This window comes from Salinibacterium sp. SWN248 (genome assembly GCF_015864575.1).
Taxonomy (GTDB): domain Bacteria; phylum Actinomycetota; class Actinomycetes; order Actinomycetales; family Microbacteriaceae; genus Rhodoglobus.
This window is the reverse complement of sequence record NZ_JADYWW010000002.1, coordinates 312,682-335,149: the sequence shown is the minus strand read 5'-3', so window position 1 is coordinate 335,149 and position 22,468 is coordinate 312,682. Positions and strand designations below refer to the sequence as shown.

Sequence of the window (22,468 nt, the reverse complement as noted above, 5' to 3'; positions counted from 1 at the left end):
TGCGGAAACGCCGTGAATATCGTTGTTCATCCCGGGAGGAACGAATGCCCCGCACCATCGCCATCATCGGCGCTGGTCCTTCGGGACTCGCCGCTGCCCGCGCTCTCGACAAGGCAGGCATCCATTTCGTCGGTTTTGAGTCGGCTAATGACGTTGGTGGCCTCTGGAATATCGACAATCCGCGCAGCTCAATGTACGAATCTGCGCACTTGATTTCGTCGCGCACCACCACCGAGTTTCACGAGCTGCCTATGCAGACCACGGCAGATTACCCCAGCCACCGCGAACTCAAAAAGTACTTTCGGGCCTATAGCGATCGGTTCGATCTGGGCGAGAAATTCCTCTTCAACACCACCGTCGACCGTCTCGAACCGACCGACGACGACGGCTGGAACGTCACGTGCACTACCGCGGGGCACGAGCCGCGAACGGAACGTTTCGATGGTGTTGTGCTCGCCAATGGCACGCTAGCCCGCCCCAGCATCCCGCAATTTGAGGGTGAATTTGCTGGTGGGATCCTTCATTCGAGCCAGTACAAGAAGGCGACGATGTTTGCGGGCAAGCGGGTTCTCGTGGTGGGTGCCGGCAATAGCGGCTGCGATATTGCGGTGGATGCCGTGCACCATGCCGACAGCATCGACCTGAGTGTGCGCCGGGGCTACTACTTTGTTCCGCGCTACCTTTTCGGTAAACCGGCGGACACCCTCAATCAGGGCCGCCCGCTGCCGGCCCGCCTCAAACAATTTATCGACAAGCGAGTGTTGCGCGCGTTCACGGGCGACCCGGTGAACTTTGGTTTCCCGAAGCCTGACTACCGAATCTACGAATCACATCCGATCGTGAACACTCTCGTGCTCGGTCACCTCGGTCAAGGCGATCTGCGTGTGGTGCCTGCTCCCGAACGTTTCGACGGCAACACCGTGCACTTTAGCGATGGCACCGAGGCAGACTACGACCTCATCGTGTTGGCTACCGGTTACACGCTCGCGTACCCCTTTGTGGGGCGGGAGCACCTTAATTGGTCTTCCGACGCGCCCGAGCTGTATTTGAATATTTTCCCGCCCAGCTTTAACGGTCTCTACGTGATGGGGATGATCGAAGCGAGCGGTATCGGCTGGCAGGGAAGATACGAACAGGCGGAGCTCTTGGCGGCGTATCTGGCAGCTCAAGACACCGCTCCGCGCGCCGCCGCCCACTTTCGAGAGACCGCCGAAGAACCGTGGCCCGACCTCACCGGTGGCTACAAATATTTGGCGCTTGAGCGCATGTCGTACTACGTCAATAAAGATGCCTACCGGCGCACCATTCGACGCTTGCTTGAGACGCTCACCCGGAAGGTCAATTCATGACGATCGATGATGCGCAACTCAACTTCAGCCCGGGTTCACTCATCGCGCTCAGCATTGTGCTCGGCCTCATCATGTTCGGAATCGCACTCGATACGAGCCTCGAAGACTTTCGGGCAGTTCTGAAAGCACCCCGCGCGTTCGCCATCTCGCTCGTTGCTCAACTTGTGCTGCTGCCTGCGGTCACCTTCGGCCTCACCCTGCTGTTGCAGGTCGGCCCGTCGATCGCCCTCGGGATGATTTTGGTTGCGTGTTGTCCGCCGGGAAACATTTCCCAAGTGCTCACCTATCGGGCGCGGGGCAACGTTGCTCTCTCGGTCTCGATGACGGCGGTCACCAACGTGATCTACATCGTCATGCTTCCCGTGAACTTGTCGCTGTGGGGCGGCTGGCACCCCACCGCATCCACGATTCTGGAAAGCGTCAGCATCAATGGCTGGCAGATGCTGCTCGAAATTGTGCTCATCATCGGGCTGCCGTTCGCCGTGGGATTCGCCATCAAACACCGCTGGCCCGCCTTCGCCAAAAAGGTGCAACCCACCGTGAAGTGGATCAGTCTGCTCGCGCTTCTCGGCTTCATCATCGCGGCGCTCGCCGGAAACTTTCAGTTCTTCATCGCCTATGTAGAGGTCGTGCTGTTGGCGGTGTTCCTGCACGATGCGGTCGCGCTCGGTCTCGGCTACGCCAGTGCGCGACTCGGTGGGCTCGCGCTCTACGAAGCCAAAGCAGTCACGTTCGAAGTCGGAATCCGCAACGCCGGTCTCGGCCTTGGTTTAGTCTTCGCCTTCTTTGGGGGACTAGGCGGAATGGCCGTTGTTGCGGGATGGTGGGGCATCTGGGACATCATCGCCGGACTCGCACTCGCGACCTGGTGGGGACGCCGTAAGGCTCGGGGTGCCACAGACAGTTCGGGGCCGATCTCCGGTAGCCCAGCGAATGAAACGGAGGCACACGCATGAGTCGAGTTCTTGTGACGGGTGGCACCGGATTCTTGGGTACCTCTGTGGTGGCAGGGTTGGCTGCATCCGACGCCATTGAGTGTGTGGTGAGCGCTGATATTCGCGCCCCCAGCCCCGGCGTGCGGTTGCCTGGTGTGCTCTACGAACGCGTCGATGTGACGGATGCTCCTGATCTGCCTGCACTGCTGCGACGCCATGAGGTCGACACGGTCGTTCATCTCGCCTCCATCGTTAACCCGGGCAAGAGCACCACGGTCACTCAAGAATTTGCGGTTGACGTCGAGGGGTCGCGCGCCGTGCTCGACGCCTGTATCGAGGCCGGGATCTCGCGCATCGTGGTCTCGTCTAGCGGGGCCGCCTATGGGTACCACCCCGAAAACGCGGAGTGGATTACCGAGGGTGATCCGATGCGAGGCAACGACGACTTTCCGTATAGCCGCCACAAGCGCCTGGTCGAAGAGATGCTGGCCGAAGCGCGCGAATCGGCACCACAACTCACTCAGACGGTGTTCCGCATCGGCACGATTTTGGGGCCTGCAGTGGAGAACCAGATCACCGCGCTCTGGGACGGGAAGCGAGTGTTGAAGCTCACGGGCTCCGACAGCCCCTTTGTGTTCATCTGGGTGGATGACGTTGTCGAGGTCATGGTTCGTGCTGCGAGTGGTGGTCCGGCCGGCATCTTCAACGTTGCCGGTGACGGCAAGATGACCGTTGGGGAGATCGCAGCAGCGCTCGGCAAGAAGTTGATTGTGTTGCCGCCGTGGCTCTTCGCTGCGCTGTTGTGGGCGGCTCATGGGTTACGCCTGACGCCTCACGGGCCTGCTCAGGTGAAGTTTTTGCGCTACCGGCCGGTGCTCGACAACGCGGCGCTCAAGAAAACGTTTGGCTTTACGCCAAGCAAAACCAGCCGTGAAGCTTTCGCCGCTTATCTCGAGACTCGCGCGCTGGCCAATAGCCCCGTCTATACACCACGGTTTCGCTTTGCCCCACAACACGATCGCGGCGCATCTTGATGGGCGCGCGACGCCGCGGCGGAAAGCTCTTGGTCGCTCGGCGGGACGTCGGCAACCGAGCGATTGGGATCGTTGCGCCGCGAGAACGGCACTAGCGCTCAAGTCTGTATGCAGATAGATGGATATTTACTTTGATTTCTGGAAAATACTGCTTATACTGAAGTTTCTGTATACAGAACTTTGTCTAGTGCGATGGAGAGGATGCGCATGTCAACACCGCTACGAGCTAGCGAGCGCGCATATCAGACCCTGCGCGACGACATCGTAGGCTGGAAGCTCTCACCCGGTGTGGTTTTGGGCGAAGTGGAGCAGTCGACTCGACTTGGGGTGTCTCGTACACCGCTGCGAGAAGCTCTTTCGCGGCTGATGGCTGACGGATTAGTGGCAAGCCAGACCGGGCGGGGACTAGTCGTCACCGATATCTCCGTCGAAAATATTCGCGAACTTTTTGCCGTGCGTGAAGCCCTCGAAGTGAAAGCTGTGAGGCTCGCCGCTGAGCGCCACAGCGGAACGATTTTCGCCGACCTTGAACGTGAGTTCGAGGCAGTGCCAGGACTTCTTTCGCTCGACAGTAACGACCGCAGCGCTTACTTCGATCTCGTGCGTCGTTTCGACGCTGCAGTCGATGAAGCAGGGGAAAACATTTATCTCACTGGCGCACTCAGCTCTCTCCGCACTCATCTTGCACGCGTGCGTCGCCTAGCGCAGTCCAACCCGCAACGCCTAGCGGACGCTGCCCGGGAACACCTCCTTATCGTGCGCGCGATCGTGATGCGCGATGCCGAACTTGCCGCGCACGCCACTCATGTTCACCTCCATCACGCGCTCACGAGCGCGTTAGCTATGGCCGCAAATTCTCCGCTGCGCGCCGCCAATTGAAAGGCTCTACCGTGAAAAACCATGCCCTCCGCGTCTACCGCAGCGATGAAAATTTGGCTCGCGAAGACCAACTCGCGCACAAGATTGCCGAAATCGCGTCGGAACAACTCGAACCCACCGACGCCGTGACCGACATGGTCATCAATCGAGTCATTGACAACGCTGCCGTTGCCACCGCTTCCCTCAACCGTGCGCCGGTAGTGTCCGCTCGCGCGCAGGCTGAACGCCACCCCACGGAGCCGGGTTCCACTGTGTTCGGTTCCAACCTTCGTGTCAGCCCGGAGTGGGCAGCCTGGGCTAACGGCGTTGCCGTGCGCGAGCTCGACTACCACGACACCTTCTTGGCCGCCGAGTACTCGCACCCCGGCGACAACATCCCGCCGATCTTGGCGGTTGCTCAGCACACGGGTCGCACCGGCGCTGACCTGCTTCGCGGCATCGTCACCGGGTACGAGATTCAGATCGACCTCGTGAAGGCGATTTGCCTGCACAAGCACAAGATTGACCACGTGGCCCACCTCGGCCCGAGCGCGGCCGCCGGCATCGGAACCCTCCTCGGGCTCGACACCGAAACAATCTTCCAGGCCGTTGGCCAAGCTCTCCACACGACCACCGCTACGCGCCAGTCGCGCAAGGGCGAGATCTCCACGTGGAAGGCACACGCTCCCGCTTTCGCCGGCAAGATGGCCGTCGAAGCCGTCGACCGTGCCATGCGCGGCCAGACCAGCCCCACCCCGATTTATGAAGGCGAAGATGGCGTAATTGCGTGGATGCTCGACGGTCCAGACGCACACTACGAGGTTCCGCTGCCTGAGCTGGGGGAGGCCCGCACCGCGATCCTCGACTCCTACACAAAGGAGCACTCGGCTGAGTACCAGGCACAGGCGTGGATCGACCTCGCCCGCAAGTTGGGGCGCGAGCATCCTGAACTGGTCGAAGAGAACATCAACCGCATCGTGCTGCACACGAGCCACCACACGCACTATGTGATCGGCTCGGGCGCGAACGACCCGCAAAAGTACGACCCCAACGCGAGCCGCGAAACGCTCGACCACTCCATCCCGTATATCTTCACGGTCGCGCTGCAGGACCAGGCGTGGCACCACGTCAACAGCTACGCCCCCGAGCGTGCCAACCGCGCAGACACGGTCGCATTGTGGAAGCGTGTGACCACCGAAGAGGACGCCGAGTGGACGCGTCGCTACCACTCGATCGACCCCGCCGAGAAGGCATTCGGCGGTCGCGTCGAGATCGAAATGACTGACGGAAGCCGCATCGTTGAAGAGATCGCCGTCGCTGACGCGCATCCGCTCGGTGCTCGACCCTTCGCCCGTGAGCAGTACATCAACAAGTTCCGCACCCTCGCGGATGGTGTGCTCGCGAGCGACGAAATCGAACGCTTCTTGGACGTCGCCCAGCGCCTGCCGCAACTCGCGGCATCCGAACTTGGTGAGTTGACCGTCCGCGGCAACTTCCCCGCTATCACTGCCAAAGGAATCTTCTAATGTTGTACGCCCAAACCGATCCAGCAACCAAGCGTGCCCAGTTTCGCGAGCGCCTCGCAAGCGGCGAGCTGCTGCGGGTACCCGGCGCGTTCAACCCGCTGAGCGCTCGCCTTATCCAAGACAAGGGCTTCGACGGCGTCTACATTTCGGGCGCCGTCATCAGCGCCGACTTGGCCCTGCCCGACATTGGGCTGACGACTCTCACCGAGGTGGCCGGCCGTTCGCAACAGATCGCGCGGATGACCGACCTGCCGTCGCTCGTTGACGCCGACACCGGCTTCGGCGAGCCCATGAACGTCGCGCGCACCGTGCAGACTCTCGAAGATGCGGGCGTCTCCGGGCTCCACATCGAAGATCAGGTAAACCCGAAGCGCTGTGGACACCTCGATGGCAAAGCGGTTGTCGATACTGACACCGCCCTCAAGCGCATCCGCGCCGCAGTCTCGGCCCGTCGTGACCCGAACCTGCTCATCATGGCCCGCACCGACATCCGCGCCGTCGATGGTTTAGACGTTGCGATGGACCGCGCCAAGCAGCTCGTGGATGCCGGGGCTGACGCTATTTTCCCCGAGGCCATGAAGGACCTCAGCGAGTTTGAGGCGATGCGTAACGCCGTGGACGTTCCGATCCTCGCAAACATGACAGAGTTTGGTAAGAGCGAACTTTTCACGACAACCCAATTGGGCAATATTGGCGTAAACATTGTTATTTACCCCGTAACCCTGTTGCGTAGTGCCATGGGTGCTGCGGAGCGCACTCTCGATGCAATCAACGCCGACGGCACTCAGCAGTCTGTTGTCGGCGAAATGCAGACGAGGGCTCGCCTGTATGAACTGCTCGATTACGAAAGCTACAACTCTTTCGATTCATCAGTGTTCAACTTCACCCTCGACAACCACTTCTGACAAACGCGCACATCAACGCACACAATTTCGACTCGACAGACACCTCCGAGGAGCACCATGACTGAAACACCCACAGCCCCCGCAAGCGAGATCCGCAAAGGGCTAGCCGGCGTTATTGCCGATACAACCGCCATTTCGAAGGTTAACCCTGAGACTAACTCCTTGCTCTATCGCGGCTATCCCGTGCAGGAACTGGCCGAGAAGTGCACCTTTGAAGAGGTGGCTTATCTGCTGTGGCACGGTGAACTGCCGACCGGCGAACAGCTCGAGGAGTTCCAGCGCGTCGAGCGGGCGCAGCGTCACCTCGACGCTCACACCAAGCGTGTGATTGACGAGCTGCCGCTCAGCGCGCATCCGATGGATGTCGTACGCACCGCCGTCAGCGTGATCGGCGCGATGGATGACACCCTCACCGACCCCGCCAGCATGATCGACGCAGATCTCAACTTTGAGCGCTCGCTGACTCTCTTTGCGAAGCTGCCCGCGATCATCGCGTACGACCAGCGCCGTCGCCGTGATCAGGAACTTGTTGAGCCGCGCGATGACCTCAGCTATTCGGCCAACTTCTTGCACATGACCTTCGGCGAGGTTCCTGACCTCGTTGTCGTGAACGCGTTCGACGTCTCGATGATTCTGTATGCCGAGCACTCCTTCAACGCGTCGACCTTCACCGCTCGCGTTGTCACCAGCACGATGAGCGATCTCTACAGCGCGGTCACGGCAGCAATTGGTGCACTCAAGGGTCAGTTGCACGGTGGAGCGAACGAAGCTGTCATGCACGTCTTCGACGAGATCGGCACTGCAGCGAATGCTGAAGCCTGGCTCGAGACGGCGCTCGCCGAGAAGCGCAAGATCATGGGCTTTGGCCACCGGGTCTACAAGAACGGTGACTCGCGGGTTCCCACCATGAAGGCGGCGCTCGAAACTCTGATCGCCGAGTATCGCCGCCCCGACATGATGGAACTCTACGAGGCACTCGAAACGGCCATGACGAGCCGCAAGAACATCAAGCCGAACCTCGACTACCCGAGCGGCCCCGCGTACAACCTCATCGGCTTCGACACAGACATGTTCACGCCGCTGTTCGTTGCTGCGCGAATCACCGGCTGGACCGCTCACATCATGGAGCAGGCTGCTTCGAACGCCCTCATCCGCCCCCTCGCGGCGTACTCGGGTGTTGACGAGCGCCACATCAGCTAGAAGGTTTGCCCGTTCGCTGGGAGCGTGATCTGCGAGGGTGGAATCGTCAGTTGTGAGTGGCAGGATGGGGACATGACTGTTCCCCAGATTGAACTCAACGACGGCAATTCCATCCCGCAGCTCGGGTTCGGAGTCTTCAAAGTTGACCCCGCAGAAACCGAGCGCATCGTCACTGACGCGCTTGAGGTTGGCTACCGCCACCTCGACACCGCCATGATTTACGGCAACGAGCAGGGTGTCGGCAACGCCATCAAAGCCTCGGGCATCCCGCGTGAAGAAATCTTCATCACGACGAAGCTGTGGAACAGCGACCAGGGCACCGACTCTGCTCGCGACGCCATGGATCTCAGCCTTGAAAAGCTGGGTCTCGACTACGTCGATCTGTATCTCATCCACTGGCCTCGCCCCGACCTCGACCGTTACCTTGAGACCTGGCTCACCATGGAAGAGCTCAAAGCTGCGGGCAAGACGCGTTCGATTGGTGTCAGCAACTTCCACCGCCCGCACCTCGAGAAGATTCTTGCGGGAAGCGAAACGGTGCCCGCAGTAAACCAGATCGAGCTTCACCCCGCGTTTGCTCAGCGCGAGCTGCGCGCCTATGGTGCCGAGCTTGGCATCCACACTGAGGCGTGGGGTCCACTCGGCCAGGGCAAGTATGACCTGTTCAGCGAGCCGGCGTTGCAGACCGCTGCCGCAGCCCACGAGGTTTCGCCTGCTCAAGTTGCGATCCGTTGGCACCTGCAGAACGGCATCATTGTGTTCCCCAAATCGAACTCGCGCGAGCGTATGGCCGAGAACTTCGATGTCTTTGGTTTCGAACTGTCTGCGGATGAGATGGCCTCCATCGACGCGATCGACCGTGACCAGCGCGTGGGCACGAACCCCGACGAAGCTACTTTCTAAGCTTCGCTTGGTGCTTCGCTTGGTGCTTCGCTCAGGGGCCGGCCTCCGTACTCGTCTCGATGAGCGGATGCCGGCCTCTGTCGTTAAGGCGCTGGTACGCTAGACGCTCACAGAGTGTTGCTCGGGCTGAGTGGTCTGGGCGAAACACAACGAATTGAGCGGCGAGGACCAGAGTCATGACAAACCCCGGTCTCTATCAGAGCCCCGCTGAAGGCTGGGCTTTCCTCCCGTTTTTTGGCGCGCTCGCAACTTTCGGTATCGCAGTGATTGCCGTGCTGTATTGGCTTGCTGGCCCGGGTCGTAAGTTTCGGCTCCGGGCGTTGGGGCTCACGGTGCTGGCGATAGCTGCGGGAACGGCAAGTGCGCTCGGCCTCAGCGCTGCCGCAGACAGCTTCGAAGAGCGCCATGCTGCGACATTTGCGGAGTACACGGATGCCATGCAGGAATGGGCGGCGGAAGAATACGGTGTCACTCTCACCGACGATGACGTGCTCGATATGAGCCAGGGACGGCCCGCTGTCGTTGAACGCAACGGCGGCGAGTGGCGTGTGCTTCTCGAAGTTGCCGGGCTCAACGGCGCTGTCGAGCTGCACGACGCTCGCGAACTTCCGGCTCAGTAACCCGCAAGCGAGGAAGGCAGCATGGACCGGACTGTTTTGCTCGCGCTCCTGAAGGATCTAGCGGCGTCGACAGAGGGCGTGCACGCCGAAGTCGGTATTGGGGGAGTGCACCCGCACGACGAGACTTTTCTGCAGCTCACCTCGCTTGCGAACCGCGATGAGTACGCGATTGTTTCCGTGGGGACTGGCGGTTGGTTCCAGTTGGAGATCCCGGGCAAGCTGATGCATGTTGTAGCGGATGACTTGGCCACTAATGATGATGCTCGCGAGTATCTGGAGAAGTATGTCAGCGCTGCGTTGGCGTACTTTTCTGGCCACTGGAGTGCTCGAACATCGCGACTGTTCCGGCTGCCGTCTGTTGTCATCGACACTGGTGATGGCTCGATACCGCTCCCCCTCTCGCTCTCGATCGATGAATCGTGGAGGCGGGTGTTCCGGCGTCGGGCGGTTCCGGCGGCCGACTCTGGCACGTCGACGTTCGTTCCCGTGAGTGATAGAGATCGGGTGGATTTCCCTATTCCATTGCTTCCTACGGTGGGCGTCTGTCGCGCCGGCAAGTATCGAGGGAAGTGCGTCTTTTCCAATCTGGTCAAGCTCTTTCCCCGTGCTGAGCGCATGTGGGAGATCAGCATTGCGGGTGGAGGCCCCGATGGCGAAGACGAAGTTTTTGTAGCCCAAGATAGCTTCGGAGTCGCAACCGTTCGCGACTTCGACATCGAGTGGGCTCCGGCGCACCTTCAGAATGTTGCCCGCCGCGAGTTGTTCCACGGGCTCGCGATTGATGAACCCATGCAGCATCCCTCTGGTTGGGAAAGCGATGGCGAGGAACCTCACATTGCCTCACGCGTCGCCGCGGACGGCCCGTGGGCTCGTTTCGAGCAGCCCGCATAGGCACGCCAGAGAGGGCGGCGGTGATTCATGCCTCCGGATGCTTCGCGCTGGGCGCTGCTGCCGCTACATTGAGTGAATGATCCGCGGAATCCGACGAACGCTCAACGTGGGCCCGTGGGTCGTTGCGCTCTACGGGTCGCTGTTCGGTGCAGTCGCAGGGGCGGCTTTTGCGCTCGCCCTCATCAGCGAGTACTGGGGAACTGAGGCGTTCTCCAGGTTCCTGCCGGCATCGCTATTCTTCGGGATCATCGGCGGGAGCATCGTAGGGCTGCTATCTGTCACCGTGGGGCTTGGCCTCCGTGCCATCCTCAACACAGGCGACCGTCTCAACAGCACCATGGTGGCATTGGGCTCGAGCACCTTCCTGCTGGCAGCCGCAGTGCTCTCGACCTGGTTGATGGGAGAGTCTCTCGGCACCACGTTCCCCACGTGGCTGCCGATCACCTTTGCCGTTGTTGGTGTCGTGTGGTTCGGCCTCTGGTCGCGGATGCGGTCCTCGCAGGCCGCCGCAACTCACCCAAAGTTTGTTAGTCCTTCGCCGGAAAGCTACCGATCCCCGACCGAGGCAGAGCTGCGGCTTTTGCGTGCTTTGGTCGAACGAGCCCTGCGGTTTTCGGGTTCGCTTTCTACCCTCTCAGAGCTGACCGTTGCGTCAATGAACGATGGCGGTATGGGCAGCTTGGCGATCGGCCCTCCTTCGCTAGAACGACGTTTCGAGGATCAAGTAGCGGAGGTAACTTTTTTCGATGTTGACGGCATGCGGGTTTCCGCCACGCTGAACGTGGATCAGTTTGGTGAGCTATTTGAGCTCGACGTGTTCAAAGCTGATTTTTCTACCCTGCGAGAAATCCCGCAGAAGTTCCGGTGACACGTCCGCGGGGGCGCTTAGCTGCACAGGGTTCGAAGGCGTCGCGCGAGCGTTCAGATTAACGGAGACATCGCTGGAGTAGCTCTAGAAGTTGATCGGCTTTGGTCGCACGGGGGTATCGCTTTTCCCGTCGGCAAGTATCGCGGTCACCATCGATACCGCTCGGGGGTAGAGGCTGTCACACGGGCAGAACTCCTCGTGCAGCTCGTCAGCGTCGTCGAGGGAACTGATCGCGCACAAGCTCACAAGTAGTCGGATGTCGCGGGTGTCGGGACCGGGGCGGTTGGCGCGCAGCTTCATCGCCAAGAGCGGTTGCCACGACTACACGCTCTCGAACGTGTCACGCCACGCAAGGACGCCGCGTTTAGCGAACTCGGCGGGGACTTCGGCGAGTGGAGCAACAGGGTCTGCGGGATCTACGTCAAGAGTTCGGTGTTTGCTGAGGAACCGGTGGGGGAGATCAACCCACTGCGGCAGAGGAATGCCCTCGTCTGCGAGTCGCCACGCTACAAGCGCTGCTAGTGCGGCATCCCACACCGGGTCTCGAGTCGACTCGGGCTCGGCAAGCCCGAGGACTCCGCGAATCAGCCCGTGCTCGGCTACAAGGTTGTCGTTGAGTTGCAGCAGTACCCGAAGAGCCCTGTCCTTGTCGCCGGCTGCGAGCTGGTGACGGATTTCGGTAGCGGCGGTTGCGGCGTCGTCCCGGCGAGTGGGGGCGGAATACAGCCGGTGCCCCGCTCCAGCTAAGAGGCGGTCAATCGTGTCGAAGCTTGCGTCGCGCCCTCGTTCTGACCGCGAAATGCTGCCCTGATCGATCGAGGAACGAGAAGCAAGCTGCTCTTGAGTGAGGCGTCGACTTTTTCGGGCAGCGCGAACCAGCGTGGATGCATTAGCCATAGTGGTCACCGCCGTTCTTTCCCACAAATAGCTTAGAAACCATATTTTGGCACGCTCAGCCAACTTCGGATGCTTCCGCTCATCGGGCTGTTCGCGAAGGCGACAAACCACCGAGAACTATTGAAACCCGAGGAAGGCAAGCCCATCGACCCCTCAGACGAGTACAGTGCCGGAATCTATCGGCGCGAGCCGGACGAGATCGCGGTGATCTCGCGCATCCGTTGATGATGCGTCATCGGGTTGGGGTGGAGGCACGCGGTGGCAATGAGCGCTGCAGGAGCCGACTGAGGGCCGCGTTGCCTACGAGCGGCAGATTCGGTCTAGCTCCGCCCTCTGGCGTTCGAATGCCAGCACGAAGTAGATTTGCACTCATGAATACAGGGGCTGGCTTTTGGCCGATATCGTGAGCGCCGGATGTCAGGCTTCTTCCGCTCGGCGAGAGCCGGAGCCTCGATTTGCCCGAGCCCAGCTCTGCCAGGCAGGACGAACGCTATGAGCGCTGAGGGCCGCGAAAGATTGAGTCGCTCTAGCGCCGCTGTGGTGCCTCTAACTGTGAGCTCCTTTGTTTTTCTTGGCGGTTTCCTCGTTTTGATGAGCGGCCTGATGTTCGCATTTTGGTTTGGAGCGATCAACAACCCCGAATCCCTAACCCCTCCACTGGTTCCTCTCTCGCTTGCTATTTTGGCGCTTCTCTGTCTTGTCGGGCCGTCTGCATATCTACTTTCCCTTCAAAAGTTCAAGGTGCGCCACCGAGTTCTTGCGCAACGGTTTCCGAAAGCGATCGTGTTATCGACGGCTAACGGCATTGACCGGTGGGAGCCTGAAATAAATGCTGAGGAGGTCAAAACAAATAAGAATTTCACTACTGTGGCCGATGACGTAGGTCTCACGTTCTGGGGCGGGCATCGAGAACCTCGGGAGTTCATGACCATCTCGTGGCGGGATGTCGCCAAGGTCTCAGTAACCAGATACGAAATAAACGGCCTTCACTATCCCGCGGTTAAGATAGATGGAAAATCGGGTGCCCCGAGTGTCACGATTTCGTCGCTCTCCATGCGACCGCTTCGACTGGAAATCGTGGATCGAGCCGCTCACCAAGCACTCGTTAGGTCGCTAGAGAACCTGCGCCTCGGCGCGGTCAGTGATTCTCGGACAGCGCAAGCATGACGAAGAGTGATGTCGACAGCAGCCTTCCGGCAGTGCGGCCACGTCGGGTACGGGTCATCCGCTCAGGCCGTTATCTTCAGTACCGTTTTGTTCCCGCCGGAATCGCGGTATTGATTGGTGTCGTCGTCTCGCTGTATCGCGCGGACCTGGCGCAAGAACCAGAGCTGCTCATCGCTGCCATTCCACCTGTTGCCATCATCGTGGCGTCGATTCGGTCGCTCTTCCTGGGAGTGTGGTTGTATGACGATCGGATCGTGGCCCGTACCCTGTGGCGCACCATCACGGTAAATCGTTCGGAGCTGGAAGGTTGTTTCAGTATCTCGCTGAGCATGATGCCTTCTCCGAAGCCGTCTCGCGGAACACGAGAGCTTCAGCTTGACCTTTTGGATGACACGCAACGACGGCTAGGAATGGCAACAACTACGCGCGCACGGTTGTCGGAACTGCAGGTGCGGCAGGTGAGAGCGTACATAGCCGGCGCACCAATCGAGCAGACCATGGCCATCGCGCGTGCAGGCGAAGCTGCATCCGATGCTCAGCTTTCCGAAACGAAAACAGGTCACGTTCCTGGCGGATAGCAGCACTCGCACTGCACGCATCCGCGATGTTGAGAGTTTGAATCCCGCCAATCTATGTTTGGCTTCGGGGGAGAGGAACCGTATGTGGAGAGACAGCGACGGAGTGCAACACTCGGTGGCGATCACTGACTATGAAGAGGCTTTCAGCCCGGAGCTAGTTCAGCGCGTGCGCAGGGCTAGCGGCAAGGAGCTGCGAGCCACTATTCACAAGCTCGATGCTTACATCGACGATGTCGTCAATCGGCCCAAGCTGGAGAGCTTCGACCCTCACGAGGAGGAGCAATTCGAGGATACTTACTTGCCCGAGGAAATCGTCTTGACGGTGGGCCCTAATGTCCCGGATCTGGGAGAGGGCGTGATCGCTGCGCTTGAGCAGCAATCTGAGCGCTGGCATTTCGAACTGCTGGTTGGCTTCCAGATGTTTGTGGGGTACGAGGTCGATAGTCGTTCGTTGTCGTCTCGGGTCAAGCGTTGGTTCGGTGCGAAGTATCGTCCGTTCCGAAATCGCTAACTCGACAAGCGCTGCCGATGTAATTTCGTGTGGAATAGTCATCACTATTCAATAGAGAGGCAACTTCGATGTGGAGATCCGCAGACGGCAGGATGAATTCCGTAGCTGTGCCCGCCGATATTGAAGAACTGAGCAATCTCAGACGATACCTACTTGGGCTTAGCCCAGAGGAGCGGGATCTGCTCTGCGACGAGTTGTTTGAGCTCGATCCGTCTATCGGTCTGGAGATCGAGTTGTCTCCTTTCGACGAGGCTGTCGAGGAGACATTCTTCGCGGTGCAAATATCTCTTGACTACCTCGCTGATCTCGACTGGGAGCGTCTACTTGGCGCCCACCGTGAGACTGAATTGAGCGAGATCGACGTCCGGTGGCGGTTGGACGTAACCGGGGTAGTCCAGGGCGTCATTGTGGAACTGGAGTCTGATGTTCCTCCCGCGGAGCAGAACTCGGGAGAGCCAGGGGTCGGGGCGAACCGCTGGAACCCCAAGGCGCACATGTTAGCTGGGTCCCACGGACCGGATTCGTCGGCCAGCAATCGAGTTTCTCTGTTGCCTGGCCTGTCAGCGCTTCGCCTCCACAGGCAGCAGAATGCTGTCGCGGGAGTGGCACTGCTTGTGATGCTGGTGTCGGGCATCGTTGGGTTTGTTGGCACTCAAGGGAACACCGTTCTGCTGTATATCGCGCTGCCTTTCTTCGGGTTGGTTGCCGACGCCATCGTGGGAAGTTCCAGCGGGAACCCTGCAAGACGGTGGTACCTACACCTGGGTCGTGCAAACCAAAGACGGTGTTGACGACAGCATCGACCCGTCGTGGGTTAATTCATTCAAGGTAGACCAGCGCATCGGTTCGGCGGGTCCCGCTCCGACCGATGCTGCAGGTCCCGTCTCTGTCAACCTTGCGAACGGTAACGTGAGCTTGGGCTTCACGTCGCCGATGGTGTCGACTGTCGGCGGGCCGATGGGCATGTCGTTCGCCTATAACTCGCTGCGATCGCCCGCCTCCAAGAAGGGGCTTATCGGTAGCTACTACAACGCGAAAGCATCGCCGACATCCACCCCGGATTTTGATTTTGATGACAAACAGCCGGTGCTGGTGCGCACAGACCCAGCAGTGTCGTTCGAGTGGACTGATGAGTCACGTGCGCCGGCAGTGCCAGAAGAAAACTTCTTGGTTCGATGGACAGGTTTCATTACTCCGCCCACGGGTGGCACTGGCGAGTATGTGTTCGAGGTCGTAGGCGATGACGGCGTGAAGTTGCGCGTCGCGGATACTGAATTGCTTAGCGCCTGGACGACCGGCGCGAAAGATCTCCCCGCCACCCCCATTTCGTTGACCGCGGGCGTTCCTGCGCGCTTCCAATTCGACTACTACCAGGCCACAGGTGCGGCCAACGTCAAGCTTCTCGTGAAATTCGACGGTGCTGCAACGGCGATGGAGGTTCCGCCGGACTGGTTTACGACAGAGATTCCGGTTCTGCCTTTCGGGTGGAACGGTTCCGCGCCGGTGAACGGTAACTCTGGTGTCTACGCTTCGGCGACTGTCACCGAGTCATCGGTGACCCTCACCGACATCTCCGGCTCCGTGCATATCTACGCCAAGAAGTCTGCGGGCGGGTACACAACGCCGAAGGGTGAGTACGGTGTGCTCTCGGTGGATGGTGCGGGGTTGGTCATTCTCACTGAAGATGACGGCACGGTCTATTCGTTCACCGCGCAGGGCAAGGTGGGTTCGGTAACGAGCCCGGCAGATTCACAGAAGCCTGCGACACCGATCGTGCACTACCGGGAGGGTACTGGTCAGATTGACCGGATTTCGGATCCGCTTTCTGAGGTGCTACCGGCGACGTCTCCGCCGACATACTCTCGCGAGGTCCGTTTCGCCTATTCTGGCGATGTTGTTGGCGATGTCGGCCTAGGGATAACCGATTCGACCGACCTGTCAGGAAATGCCTGTCCGTTCGAGTCGGGCCTCGATTATGCAGCGCCACCGGCGAACATGTTGTGTCGCATCATTTACCCTGGCCATGTCGAGGGTGCGGATGACACGACCCGCCTGTTCTACAACAGCAACGGGCAGTTGGCCGCGATTCTTGATCCCGGCAACGAGTTGTCGAGCTTCGGGTATGACACCGAGGGCCGCATGTCGTCCATCCGCGATTCGCTTGCTAACGACTGGCTCGCGGCGACGCCGAATACTCCGGCAGCGGAGTCGACTGTCGAGATTGCCTACGATGCTGAAGGTAAGGCAACGTCGGTGACTTTGCCGGCACCCGATGGCACGACGGCTGCGGATCGTCCCAAGAAGACTTACACCTACAACGGCAGCAGCACCTATGTAGACGTTGACGGCCTCACGGTTCCTTCTGGCGCCCACGCCAAAACAGTCACCTTTGACTTGGCCTGGCGTCAACTGACGGCAACATCCGCGATGGGACTCACCGCATCACAGGTGTGGAACGACGACGACATGATTCTGTCGGCGACGGATGCCACCGGACTGATGACGACAACGATCTACGACGGCGAAGATCGCGCGACCGATAGTTATGGTCCAGCGCCGACAACGTGCTTCGGCACGGACCGGCTGCCTTTGCCGTCCTGTGCGATTGTGCCTGCGCACACTGAGACCGCGTTCGATGACTCACTTGAGGGTTTGCACGTCGCGTTCTACTCGAACCCGATTTTGTCGGGCTCCCCGAAGGCATTCAACTTTGGGCTGGAGGGCCCCGGTGGCGCGCTGGCCAAGGACTGGGGCGCAGCAGCACCGGCAGGGCTGGGCGTCACCGATAATTGGTCACTTCGGGCTACTGGTTTGATCACGTTCCCGGATGCTGGGGTCTACAACTTCCGCACGGTCGCCGATGACGCGACGCAGTTGTGGATCGATGACATTTTGGTGATCGGCGACTGGGCGGGGGAGAACGCTCACACGTCTGCTGAGCGCGATATCCCTGCGGTCACGGCGGGTCAAACGAAGAGCATCCGTCTGGCGTATGCGGATCGCACGGGCAATGCCAAGTTGGATCTGCAGTGGAAGGTGCCAGGGTCGGAGACTTGGACAACGGTTCCTGGCTCTGCGTTCTCGCCCGATTATGGGCTGGCGAACCGCACCACCGTGCACGATTCAGCACCGGTATCGAGCGGGCTGTCTGATGCGCAGATGCCCGACATCGTGACTTCGCTGCAGTATGAGCACCCGTGGTTGGGCGCGGCGACGAGCACAACGATTGACCCCGACGGGTTGGCGTTGACGACGGCGGAAAGTTACGAAGCTCCGGGCGGAAGCGGGTACCTGCGTCGTCTGACACGTCACCTTCCTGCTGCGGTTGCCGCGGCAGGGGCCTCCGCGCCGGCCGCGTCGGAGGGCAACTCCTCGGTTTACTACGGCGACACCGAGACTCTGGCCGAGGCCGGTTTCGCGGCTGAGGTGTGTGGGGTTCCGTTGAGTACACCGCAGCACGGCTTCATGAAGACTTCGACCGGCGCAACGCCCGCTGTGGGCAGTGCCGTGGTGACGGAATTCGTTTATGACTTGTGGGGGCGCACGGTCGGAACGAAGCGTTCCGGCGACACGAGTTGGAGCTGTAACTACTTCGACGATCGCGGCAGGGCAACCTCGAGTGTGCTGTCTGCATTCGGTTCGTCCGCGGCCCGCACGACCACGACAACCTATGCCTTTGACGGCGATGAAATGGTTGTGACGACTACGGATTCGGCTGGCATCATCACCGCAACCAGTGACCTTCTCGGCCGCACGGTGAAGTACACGGATGTGTGGGGCACGGTGACGACGCCTGAATACGAGACGAAGACGGGTCGTGTGACTTCGGTCACCACGGTCACTGCTGGTGCTGGCGGTGTGACCGGCAAGCAGTCTTTCGAGTACGACGCTGACGGCAAGGTGACCGTGGTCAAGCACAACGACGTTGCCATTGCGACGCCGTCGTATGCCACGGCTACACAGCTTCTGGAGTCGGTGGCATATGCCAATGGCAGCAGTCTGGGCAGCATCACTCGTAATGAGGCTGGTGCGGGTACTGGTTTCAGTTGGAGTTTCTCGGATGCCACGGTGGTGTCGGATTCGGTGGTGCGGTCGCAGTCGGGTCGAATTCTTCAGAACACTCTGTCGGATTCGTGGGCGGCTGATCCGCGAACGGAAACCTCGACTTACACGTTCGATGCTGCAGGCCGTTTGGCCCAGGCGGTCATCCCGAGGCATGTGCTCTCGTATGGTTTCGGCGATACCACGTGTGCTGCGGGGGCGAGTGATCTTGCCGGTCGTAACGGTAATCGCACGTCGTTCTCTGATGTGAAGGATGCCGGCATCCCGATCACAACGGATTACTGTTACGACGCCTCTGACCGGTTGTTGTCGACGGCAGTGGCGGGTGCTCCGGCAGGCGCGAACACTCTGCTCTCGACAAACCTGGGTGCGGCAACCCTCACGTATGACGCGCATGGCAACACGACGCGGTTGGCTGATCAGCAGCTGTTCTATGACGGTGCTGATCGGCATATGAAGACGGTGTTGGATGACGGCACCGAGATCGAATATCTGCGGGATGCGACGGGGCGGATTGTTCAGCGCAGCTCCACAGCACCGGGCGAGTCGCCGGAGGTTATTCGTTACACGTTTGCTGCTGGTGGCATGTTTGGTGTGTTGGATGGTGCCGGTGCTCTGATTGAGGAGACCCTGTCGTTGCCGGGCGGGGTGAGTGTTTCACTGCCGGTGGGGGCGGATGCGCGGTGGTCGTACCCGAATTTGCATGGTGACTCGATCATCCTCACCGACCATGTTGGTATCCGGATTGGTGCGCGGGCGGCGTTTGATCCGTTCGGGCAACCGATCGACCCGGTCACCGGCGACATCGGCACAGAGGTCGCGGATGATGCCGTCACGGACACCTCCCCGGGCGATGCGGATTACGCCTTCGTTGGTCAGCACCGGAAGCTGTATGAGCATCAGGGCTCGATCGCGACGATCGAGATGGGTGCCAGGCAGTATGTTGCCGGACTTGGCAGATTCTTAGAGGTTGACCCGGTTGAGGGTGGGGTGACGAATGCTTATGACTACCCGGCTGACCCGATCAACCAACTCGATTTGAGCGGGCGCTGCTCGTGGGACGTAGCTTGCGGCGTAAACGGGGCCGATGAAGATAGAACTTGTGGTAGCTGGGACGGGTATCGAGGGTGCGAGCGCTTTGATCCAGTGACCGAAGATGAGATGGTGTACGCAGAAACAGCGGCTACCGCTCTTAGCGTACTGATTCCGGGCGGGCTTTTAGCTGTCGGTCTGAGAAAAGTTGGCGTCTCTGCGAGTATGGCGGCGGTTCGCAAGTTCGTTAAACCCGTCATACGTTGGGGGCCCCAGACGCCTGGAACGGTGAACAGGGTGTCATTGGGCGCCGCACCTAAATACTGGGAGAAACTTTCTCCGTTGAAGAAACGCTTTCTGCCCGTTCATCTGCACCTATCACGTGAAAAGGTTGGCTTCGATATATATCGTCCGATCCGCTTCAGTAAATATTGGACTCTGAGATAAGAATTGGCATGGGAACACAAAATGAACGTATCTGATGCACAAGAGCTCTTGCGTGAACTTGCTCCATCAGCGTCTGAAGTGCACTCTGAGGTAGGCATGGCTGGAGTGATGCCGCACAACTACACATTCCTCAAGCTTGTCTCAACCTCAGATTCCGGAGATTACGCGGTCATCTCCACGCCGGGAGACGGCTGGTTCGAACTTGGGGTCGCGGGTGGCTTTGTCACTGGCCAAACGAGCGATCTCACACCCGACGACGATGTGCGGGAGATTCTCGAATACTACGTTCGCGCCGCGCTCGCGTACCTTGATGGCCGCTGGTCGAACGAGAAATCTCGGGCGTTTAAAATTCCGTTTGTGAAGTTGCACGCTGACGACGATTGCCTCAAGCTTCACTTGTCGATCGTTGACACATTCAAGCAAGTTTTTAGATTCACAAGGGTAGGTCGCGATGGCTGAAATGCAGCGGATGCACTGATCGATGCTCTTGGACGGTCGACGCGATGTGGCGCACCGTGATGACAGTAATTCGTGTCTCGATAGCGACGATCGTCGATGAAGGGTTGAGCAAGAACCAAGATGAGTCTTCAGCTCACCTCAGTCTCGCGTCCAATCCCTTGGAGCACAGCAAGTCACAGTAGGCTCTGCGGCGCCGCGTGATTGTTCCTGGCAGATGTAGCCTTCGCTGAACCAGTGCAGCTGGCGAAGAACATCAACCTCCACCACAACTCCTGGCGGCGTGTCCACGAGCAACCCAGTCCCCGCGAACGCAGCGTCAAGATTGCCCCGGGTTTCGGTGAAGTGTTCCACTCTTCGGTGTGGAGACCGACCACGTGGTGAACGCCCAAGATATTGGCTGCCTTTGCGGCATCCGCTTAGGGTCAGGGTTAGGAGCTCGTTGACGGCATCGTTGCGGGTGGAGGCTGCGATGAGGCTGGTGCGGGTACTGGTTTTAGTTGGAGTTTTCCGGATGCCACGGTGGTGTCGGATTCGGTGGTGCGGTCGCAGTCGGGCCGGATTATTCAGAACACTCTGTTGGATTCGTGGGTGGCTGATCCGCGTACCGAAACCTCGACCTACACGTTCGATGCTGCTGGTCGTTTGACCCAGGCGGTCATCCCGAGGCATGTGCTCGCGTATGGTTTCGGTGACACCACGTGTGGTGCGGGGGCGAGTGATCTTGCGGGGCGTAACGGTAACCGCACGTCGTTCTCTGATGTGAAGGACGCGGGTGCCTCGATCACGACTGATTACTGTTATGACGCGTCCGACCGGTTGTTGTCGACGGCGGTGGCGGGTGCTCCGGCCGGGGCGAACACTCTGCTGTCAACAAATCTGGGTGCGGCAACTCTGACGTATGACGCCCATGGCAACACGACCCGGTTGGCTGATCAGCAACTTTTCTATGACGGCGCCGACCGCCACATGAAGACGGCGTTGGATGACGGCACCGAGATCAAATATGTGCGGGATGCGACGGGGCGGATTGTTCAGCGCAGCTCCACAGCACCGGGCGAGGACGCGGAGGTCATCCGCTACACGTTTACTGCTGGTGGCAGGTTTGGTGTGTTGGATGGTGCCGGTGCTCTGATCGAGGAGACTCTGTCATTGCCCGGTGGGGTGAATGTGTCACTACCTGTGGCCGCGGATGCGAAGTGGTCGTACCTGAACCTGCATGGGGATTCGATCATCCTCACCGACCACCTCGGTGCTCGGGTTGGTGTGCGGGCGGCGTTTGATCCGTTCGGGCAACCCATCGACCCGGTCACCGGTGACATCGGCACAGAGACAGCGGATGACGCGGTCACGGACACCTCGCCGGGCGAGGCGGATTACGCGTTCGTAGGGCAGCATCGGAAGTTGTATGAGCATCAGGGTTCGATCGCCACGATCGAGATGGGCGCCAGGCAGTATGTTGCCGGGCTTGGCAGGTTCCTCGAAGTTGACCCTGTTGAGGGTGGGGTGACGAATGCTTATGACTATCCGGCTGACCCGATCAATAAACTCGACTTGAGCGGCGAGGGGCTGGCAGAGAATATGGAACGAAAGGCATTGGCCAAGAAAGCAGCCATTGCGGCTTCGATGAATCGCCAAACAAATGCTGTCATCATCAGAAAATATGGAGGAAGAAAAACATACCCAGGCAACTGGCTTGTAGGAAGTTCCCGCCTCCATCTTAAGCAGGAGGGCTTGGTTCTCACTGTCACGATGACACCTCTCGGGGCCGCGCTCTCACAACCAGGAGCGCTCCATGGTGCGCTCATAACGTCCGAGTGGGAAAACACAATAAGACCTCGTTACGGCGAGATGAAGTATTTCCCGGGTGGCATTCTCGGTCAAGACACCGGGGCGCAGCAGTGGCAATGTCACGCCTTGGGCGGCATCGCTGACCTTTCGAGGGAATACGACATCGAGTTGTATCGGACGTCGAATCCCTATTGGATGGGCAACTCTGGCGGTAGAATCGGAAACCCAACAGATGGTTGGGCGCTTGGGGGCGCGTGCAATTGGTGATGAACAACGGGTCAAATAGTAGGCTCAGGCGATTTGCGCCGGTCGCCGGAATCGTAATCCTTATCGCCGTTTCTCTCGGCTGGTTCGCGTACGGGGCAGTCCTCATATACTCGCGGTTGCCACTCGAGATATCCGATTCGCTCCACGAGGCTTACAGACAAATGTTTGCGA

Annotated in this window: 21 protein-coding genes; 19 read left to right on the top strand and 2 right to left on the bottom strand. The window is 59.6% G+C overall.

Features of this window, described 5'->3' with window-relative positions; all coding sequences use genetic code 11:
• Positions 1–44: 44 nt before the first annotated feature.
• The 11 genes from I6E73_RS11500 to I6E73_RS11450 all read left to right on the top strand — a co-directional run bounded on the left by I6E73_RS11500 (position 45) and on the right by I6E73_RS11450 (position 11,089).
• Positions 45–1,349 (top strand): NAD(P)/FAD-dependent oxidoreductase, encoded by a 1,305-nt coding sequence (locus I6E73_RS11500; RefSeq protein ID WP_197125733.1) that lies wholly within the window; start codon positions 45–47, stop codon positions 1,347–1,349.
• The gene (locus tag I6E73_RS11495) at positions 1,346–2,305 is read left to right on the top strand and encodes a bile acid:sodium symporter family protein (RefSeq protein WP_197125731.1); all 960 of its coding nucleotides are present in this window, start codon (positions 1,346–1,348) and stop codon (positions 2,303–2,305) included. Before I6E73_RS11500 ends, I6E73_RS11495 begins: the two co-directional genes overlap by 4 nt.
• Positions 2,302–3,318, top strand: coding sequence for an SDR family oxidoreductase (locus I6E73_RS11490; RefSeq protein ID WP_197125729.1), 1,017 nt, complete (start codon positions 2,302–2,304; stop codon positions 3,316–3,318). Before I6E73_RS11495 ends, I6E73_RS11490 begins: the two co-directional genes overlap by 4 nt.
• Positions 3,319–3,525: 207 nt before the next feature.
• Positions 3,526–4,197: a GntR family transcriptional regulator gene (locus I6E73_RS11485; protein WP_197125727.1), complete on the top strand. Its 672-nt coding sequence runs from the start codon at positions 3,526–3,528 to the stop codon at positions 4,195–4,197.
• A gap of 11 nt (positions 4,198–4,208) precedes the next feature.
• Positions 4,209–5,702: an MmgE/PrpD family protein gene (locus tag I6E73_RS11480; RefSeq protein WP_197125725.1), complete on the top strand. Its 1,494-nt coding sequence runs from the start codon at positions 4,209–4,211 to the stop codon at positions 5,700–5,702.
• Positions 5,702–6,607, top strand: coding sequence for a methylisocitrate lyase (prpB, locus tag I6E73_RS11475; protein ID WP_197125723.1), 906 nt, complete (start codon positions 5,702–5,704; stop codon positions 6,605–6,607). The genes I6E73_RS11480 and prpB overlap by 1 nt, the downstream gene beginning before the upstream one ends.
• A 57-nt stretch (positions 6,608–6,664) precedes the next feature.
• Positions 6,665–7,807, top strand: a complete 1,143-nt coding sequence (locus tag I6E73_RS11470) for a bifunctional 2-methylcitrate synthase/citrate synthase (RefSeq protein WP_197125721.1) — start codon at positions 6,665–6,667, stop codon at positions 7,805–7,807.
• Positions 7,808–7,879: 72 nt separating this feature from the next.
• Positions 7,880–8,710 carry an aldo/keto reductase gene (locus I6E73_RS11465; RefSeq protein ID WP_197125719.1) on the top strand — a complete coding sequence of 277 codons (831 nt, stop codon included), beginning with the start codon at positions 7,880–7,882 and terminating at the stop codon, positions 8,708–8,710.
• 176 nt (positions 8,711–8,886) lie between these two features.
• Complete coding sequence (locus I6E73_RS11460; RefSeq protein WP_197125716.1) at positions 8,887–9,330, top strand: hypothetical protein; 444 nt, start codon at positions 8,887–8,889, stop codon at positions 9,328–9,330.
• A 21-nt stretch (positions 9,331–9,351) separates the two neighbouring features.
• A complete protein-coding gene (locus tag I6E73_RS11455; RefSeq protein WP_197125714.1) occupies positions 9,352–10,221 on the top strand; it encodes a hypothetical protein in 870 nt (289 codons plus the stop codon).
• A gap of 76 nt (positions 10,222–10,297) precedes the next feature.
• A complete protein-coding gene (locus tag I6E73_RS11450; RefSeq protein ID WP_197125712.1) occupies positions 10,298–11,089 on the top strand; it encodes a hypothetical protein in 792 nt (263 codons plus the stop codon).
• Positions 11,090–11,173: 84 nt separating this feature from the next.
• On the opposite strand, the gene I6E73_RS11445 is transcribed toward I6E73_RS11450, so the two are convergent.
• Positions 11,174–11,395: a hypothetical protein gene (locus I6E73_RS11445; RefSeq protein WP_197125710.1), complete on the bottom strand. Its 222-nt coding sequence runs from the start codon at positions 11,393–11,395 to the stop codon at positions 11,174–11,176.
• A gap of 15 nt (positions 11,396–11,410) precedes the next feature.
• Positions 11,411–11,986 (bottom strand): helix-turn-helix domain-containing protein, encoded by a 576-nt coding sequence (locus I6E73_RS11440; protein ID WP_197125708.1) that lies wholly within the window; start codon positions 11,984–11,986, stop codon positions 11,411–11,413.
• A 69-nt stretch (positions 11,987–12,055) separates the two neighbouring features.
• On the opposite strand from I6E73_RS11440, the gene I6E73_RS11435 reads away from it, so the two are divergent.
• The 8 genes from I6E73_RS11435 to I6E73_RS11400 all read left to right on the top strand — a co-directional run bounded on the left by I6E73_RS11435 (position 12,056) and on the right by I6E73_RS11400 (position 22,297).
• Positions 12,056–12,211 (top strand): hypothetical protein, encoded by a 156-nt coding sequence (locus I6E73_RS11435; protein WP_197125706.1) that lies wholly within the window; start codon positions 12,056–12,058, stop codon positions 12,209–12,211.
• A gap of 327 nt (positions 12,212–12,538) precedes the next feature.
• Positions 12,539–13,153, top strand: a complete 615-nt coding sequence (locus tag I6E73_RS11430; RefSeq protein ID WP_197125704.1) for a hypothetical protein — start codon at positions 12,539–12,541, stop codon at positions 13,151–13,153.
• The gene (locus tag I6E73_RS11425) at positions 13,150–13,731 is read left to right on the top strand and encodes a hypothetical protein (protein WP_197125702.1); all 582 of its coding nucleotides are present in this window, start codon (positions 13,150–13,152) and stop codon (positions 13,729–13,731) included. Before I6E73_RS11430 ends, I6E73_RS11425 begins: the two co-directional genes overlap by 4 nt.
• A gap of 115 nt (positions 13,732–13,846) precedes the next feature.
• Positions 13,847–14,242, top strand: coding sequence for a hypothetical protein (locus tag I6E73_RS11420; protein ID WP_197125700.1), 396 nt, complete (start codon positions 13,847–13,849; stop codon positions 14,240–14,242).
• Positions 14,243–14,310: 68 nt separating this feature from the next.
• On the top strand, positions 14,311–15,033 hold the full coding sequence (locus I6E73_RS11415; RefSeq protein WP_197125698.1) for a hypothetical protein: 723 nt from the start codon (positions 14,311–14,313) through the stop codon (positions 15,031–15,033).
• Complete coding sequence (locus I6E73_RS11410; protein WP_197125696.1) at positions 15,011–19,783, top strand: PA14 domain-containing protein; 4,773 nt, start codon at positions 15,011–15,013, stop codon at positions 19,781–19,783. Before I6E73_RS11415 ends, I6E73_RS11410 begins: the two co-directional genes overlap by 23 nt.
• 21 nt (positions 19,784–19,804) lie before the next feature.
• Complete coding sequence (locus I6E73_RS11405; RefSeq protein WP_197125694.1) at positions 19,805–20,242, top strand: hypothetical protein; 438 nt, start codon at positions 19,805–19,807, stop codon at positions 20,240–20,242.
• A gap of 588 nt (positions 20,243–20,830) precedes the next feature.
• Complete coding sequence (locus I6E73_RS11400) at positions 20,831–22,297, top strand: RHS repeat-associated core domain-containing protein (protein ID WP_197125692.1); 1,467 nt, start codon at positions 20,831–20,833, stop codon at positions 22,295–22,297.
• Positions 22,298–22,468: the final 171 nt, after the last annotated feature.

What these genes read in the sequence shown, in the direction of transcription:
- I6E73_RS11500 (WP_197125733.1), top strand. Translation starts at nt 45, where the DNA reads ATGCCCCGCACCATCGCCATCATCGGCGCTGGTCCTTCGGGACTCGCC.
- I6E73_RS11495 (WP_197125731.1), top strand. Translation starts at nt 1,346, where the DNA reads ATGACGATCGATGATGCGCAACTCAACTTCAGCCCGGGTTCACTCATC.
- I6E73_RS11490 (WP_197125729.1), top strand. Translation starts at nt 2,302, where the DNA reads ATGAGTCGAGTTCTTGTGACGGGTGGCACCGGATTCTTGGGTACCTCT.
- I6E73_RS11485 (WP_197125727.1), top strand. Translation starts at nt 3,526, where the DNA reads ATGTCAACACCGCTACGAGCTAGCGAGCGCGCATATCAGACCCTGCGC.
- prpB (WP_197125723.1), top strand. Translation starts at nt 5,702, where the DNA reads ATGTTGTACGCCCAAACCGATCCAGCAACCAAGCGTGCCCAGTTTCGC.
- I6E73_RS11470 (WP_197125721.1), top strand. Translation starts at nt 6,665, where the DNA reads ATGACTGAAACACCCACAGCCCCCGCAAGCGAGATCCGCAAAGGGCTA.
- I6E73_RS11465 (WP_197125719.1), top strand. Translation starts at nt 7,880, where the DNA reads ATGACTGTTCCCCAGATTGAACTCAACGACGGCAATTCCATCCCGCAG.
- I6E73_RS11460 (WP_197125716.1), top strand. Translation starts at nt 8,887, where the DNA reads ATGACAAACCCCGGTCTCTATCAGAGCCCCGCTGAAGGCTGGGCTTTC.
- I6E73_RS11455 (WP_197125714.1), top strand. Translation starts at nt 9,352, where the DNA reads ATGGACCGGACTGTTTTGCTCGCGCTCCTGAAGGATCTAGCGGCGTCG.
- I6E73_RS11450 (WP_197125712.1), top strand. Translation starts at nt 10,298, where the DNA reads ATGATCCGCGGAATCCGACGAACGCTCAACGTGGGCCCGTGGGTCGTT.
- I6E73_RS11440 (WP_197125708.1), bottom strand. Translation starts at nt 11,986, where the DNA reads ATGGCTAATGCATCCACGCTGGTTCGCGCTGCCCGAAAAAGTCGACGC.
- I6E73_RS11435 (WP_197125706.1), top strand. Translation starts at nt 12,056, where the DNA reads ATGCTTCCGCTCATCGGGCTGTTCGCGAAGGCGACAAACCACCGAGAA.
- I6E73_RS11425 (WP_197125702.1), top strand. Translation starts at nt 13,150, where the DNA reads ATGACGAAGAGTGATGTCGACAGCAGCCTTCCGGCAGTGCGGCCACGT.
- I6E73_RS11415 (WP_197125698.1), top strand. Translation starts at nt 14,311, where the DNA reads ATGTGGAGATCCGCAGACGGCAGGATGAATTCCGTAGCTGTGCCCGCC.
- I6E73_RS11405 (WP_197125694.1), top strand. Translation starts at nt 19,805, where the DNA reads ATGAACGTATCTGATGCACAAGAGCTCTTGCGTGAACTTGCTCCATCA.